The 3,513-nt window shown below is 61.6% G+C and carries 5 protein-coding genes and 1 pseudogene; all 6 read left to right on the top strand.

All coding sequences use genetic code 11. From position 1 onward, the window contains the following. Nucleotides 1–280 (top strand): annotated as a pseudogene (locus GSM73_RS20995) (hypothetical protein); the annotation flags it as partial. Between the two features lie 157 nt (nt 281–437). After that, entirely contained in the window at nt 438–1,070 is a 633-nt protein-coding gene (locus GSM73_RS21000; RefSeq protein WP_047227346.1) for a TetR family transcriptional regulator, read from the top strand. 271 nt (nt 1,071–1,341) lie between these two features. After that, nucleotides 1,342–1,842 carry an urease accessory protein UreE gene (gene ureE / locus GSM73_RS21005; protein WP_047227345.1) on the top strand — a complete coding sequence of 167 codons (501 nt, stop codon included), beginning with the start codon at nt 1,342–1,344 and terminating at the stop codon, nt 1,840–1,842. Further along, a complete protein-coding gene (locus GSM73_RS21010; RefSeq protein ID WP_076382884.1) occupies nt 1,839–2,513 on the top strand; it encodes an urease accessory protein UreF in 675 nt (224 codons plus the stop codon). The genes ureE and GSM73_RS21010 overlap by 4 nt, the downstream gene beginning before the upstream one ends. Before the next feature lie 9 nt (nt 2,514–2,522). Continuing rightward, nucleotides 2,523–3,137, top strand: coding sequence for an urease accessory protein UreG (gene ureG, locus GSM73_RS21015; protein WP_047227343.1), 615 nt, complete (start codon nt 2,523–2,525; stop codon nt 3,135–3,137). 45 nt (nt 3,138–3,182) lie between these two features. Then, nucleotides 3,183–3,513: HupE/UreJ family protein (locus GSM73_RS27675; RefSeq protein ID WP_256677026.1), on the top strand; the 331-nt coding region annotated here is incomplete at its 3' end.

Genomic DNA, 3,513 nt, shown 5'->3' on the forward strand with positions numbered 1-3,513 from the left:
CCAGACCCGTCAAGGTCAGGAAGTGGCTGAAGGCGGCTACGAACGTACCCCTCAAGGTCAAGAAGTAGCTGAAGGCGGCTACGAACGTACCCCTCAGGGCCAGGAAGTGGCTGAAGGCGGCTACGAACGTACCCCTCAGGGTCAGGAAGTCGCTGAAGGTGGCCGTGACCGCCTGGAAGAAAAAAACCTGGTTGAAGGTGGCTACGAGCGCACCCCACAGGGCGCCATTGCCGAAGGTGGTGGTGACCGTGTGATCGAACGCAACAGCGCAGTGAGCTGAGCCCATGGTGGCCTGGAAAAAAGCCCGATTCCTGCAATCGGGCTTTTGACTTTCCGAGAACCTCGTTTTCCCCGCTATATCCCCCTCTACCGTTCGACGTCGGCAAAGCCGATTTGCTAGAGTGCGTCGCTTCCGTGAATCAGAAGTCAGCCCTGCGATGCTGCCCCGCGCCGAACAGAAACAACAGACCCGCAATGCCTTGATGGATGCAGCCCGTCATTTGATGGAGTGCGGCCGAGGGTTCGGCAGCCTGAGCCTGCGCGAAGTCGCCAGGACCGCCGGCATCGTACCCACCGGGTTCTACCGGCATTTCGACGACATGGACCAACTGGGCCTGGCTCTGGTCAGCGAAGTCGGTCAGACCTTTCGCGAAACGATCCGGCTGGTACGCCACAACGAATTCGTCATGGGCGGCATCATTGATGCCTCCGTGCGTATTTTCCTCGACGTGGTCCAAGCCAACCGTTCGCAATTCCTGTTTTTGGCCCGTGAGCAATACGGCGGCTCGCTGCCCGTGCGCAAGGCCATCGCCTGTCTGCGTGAAGGCATCAGCTCGGACCTGGCCGCCGACCTGGCATTGATGCCCAAGTTGCAGCACCTGGACCTTGCCGCTTTGAGCGTAATGGCCGACCTGATCGTCAAAAGCGTGTTCGCCACCCTGCCTGACATCATCGACCCACCCGCTCACGCTCTCCCCGAACACCTCACGCCCCAGGCGAAGATTACCCAGCAACTGCGGTTCATCTTTATTGGTCTCAAACATTGGCAAGGGCTGGGCAGTACCGAGTAGCCGCCGAGATGTTTCCTTTGTGGGAGCGAGCCTGCTCGCGATAGCGGTGGGTCAGTCAGCGTTGATTTTCTGATGCACTGATATCGCGAGCAGGCTCGCTCCCACAGTGTTTCGCGAAAGCTGCAAAATGGTGCGCGATATCGACAAGCGCACCATAACGGCACGCAATCCGCCCCATCCTGAAACGCCATCCCAGCTATTTCCTACACCTTCTTCGATTGGCAAGCCCCTTGCTCTAAACACAGCACCGTTCATTGCTGGAAGCACTCCGATGCTGGTGATTCACCGCAGAATCGACACTCAACCCCGCTGGGACGCCGAGCTGCACCTGACCTTCGACGCCCGCAGCAAAAGCCGCCTGCGCTGTTTCAGTGCCGAGGGTGAAGATGTGGGGTTGTTCCTTGAGCGAGGTCAGCCGCCGTTATACGACGGCGAATGCCTGCAAGCTGAAGACGGACGCATCGTGCGCGTCTGCGCCCGCCCCGAACAATTGCTGCATGTCACCTGCGCCAATGCATTTGAACTGACCCGCGCGGCCTATCACCTGGGCAATCGCCATGTCGCCCTGCAAGTGGGCGATGGCTGGCTGCGCCTGCTGGACGATTACGTGCTCAAGGCGATGCTCGAGCAACTAGGTGCCAGTGCCGAAAACATAGAGGCGCCGTTCCAACCGGAACACGGCGCGTATGGCGGCGGCCATCATCATTCCCGACACGGCGACGAAGATTTCAACTACGCGCCACGCCTGCATCAGTTCGGCGTACGCACATGAACCCGGCGTGGGCGCTGCTGCGTCTGGCCAGCCCGCAATTGCCGATCGGCGGCTACAGCTATTCCCAGGGATTGGAGATGGCAGTGGATAACGGCCAGGTCAAAACCTGCGACGACGCCCGTCGCTGGATCAGCGATCAGTTGCTGTTGAACCTGGCACGCTTCGAGGCGCCTTTGCTACTGGCCCACTGCACCGCCGCCGCCGCCGACGACTGGGACGCCTTGCTGCAACACTGCGAGGAACACCGCGCCAGCCGGGAAACCCGCGAGCTGCATCAGGAAAGTCGGCAGATGGGTTATTCGTTGCAGCAGTTGCTGGGCGGCCTGCCGGAACTCGATGCCGCGGCACGGCGCTTTCTTGAACAACGTACTGAACCGCACCTGGCCTTGGGCTGGGCCTTGGCCGCCCGCGCCTGGAATATCAGCCCCCAGGACGCCCTGGCCGCCTGGTTATGGAGCTGGCTGGAAAACCAGTTGGCCGTCCTGATGAAGACCCTGCCCCTGGGCCAGCAAGCCGCCCAGCGCCTGACCAGCGAACTGCTGCCACTGCTGCAACAGGCTCAACACAACGCCTCGAACATTGATCCCGACCATTACGGCAGCGCCACGTTTGGCCTGTCCCTGGCGTGTATGGCCCATGAGCGCCAGTACAGCCGCCTGTTCCGTTCCTAGGAGACCCTCATGAATACACAACCTCTGCGCGTCGGTATCGGCGGCCCGGTAGGCTCCGGCAAAACCGCCCTGACCCTGGCCCTGTGCCTGGCCCTGCGTGAACGCTACAACCTGGCGGTGGTCACCAACGACATCTACACCCGTGAAGATGCCGACTTTCTGGTGCGCAACGAAGCCTTGGCGCCGGAGCGGATCATCGGCGTGGAAACCGGTGGTTGCCCGCACACGGCGATCCGCGAAGACGCCTCGATCAACCTTGAGGCCGTGGATCAATTGAACCGACGGTTTCCCGGGCTGGATCTGATCCTGGTGGAATCGGGCGGCGATAACCTTTCGGCGACCTTCAGCCCAGAGCTGTCGGACCTGACCATTTATGTGATCGATGTCTCGGCCGGCGACAAGCTGCCGCGCAAAGGCGGACCGGGCATCTGTAAATCCGACCTGCTGGTGATCAACAAGATCGACCTGGCGCCACTGGTGGGTGCGTCCCTGGAAATGATGGACAGCGACACCCGTCGGATGCGCAACGGCAAGCCGTTCGTGTTCAGCAACCAGAAAACCGGCCAGGGCCTGGAGCAGATCATCGCCTTCATCGAACGCCAGGGCCTGCTGACCGCCGCCTGATTTTTCAACTTCAACTGTTCACACGCTCAACAAGGAAGCTTATCCATGACATTCAAACGCCTGCTTGGCGCCCTCGCCCTGTTGCTGACCCCGGCCTTGGCCTTTGCTCACCCTGGCCATGGCGATAACGGCCTGATGGCCGGCCTCGGTCACCCCATCGGCGGGCTGGATCATCTGCTGGCCATGCTGGCGGTCGGCTTGTGGGCCGCCCAACAACAAGGCGCGGCGCGCTGGGCGCTGCCGTGCACCTTCGTCGTCAGCATGCTGATCGGCGGTTTGCTGGGCTTTGAAGGCCTGGACCTGCCTGCGCTGGAAAGCGGGATTGCCGCCTCGGTGCTGGCCTTGGGCCTGGCGGTGGCACTGGCGGTGCGCCCGC

Origin of the sequence: Pseudomonas sp. PICF6, from assembly GCF_009831705.1 — a bacterium.
GTDB classification, from domain to species: domain Bacteria; phylum Pseudomonadota; class Gammaproteobacteria; order Pseudomonadales; family Pseudomonadaceae; genus Aquipseudomonas; species Aquipseudomonas rhizophila.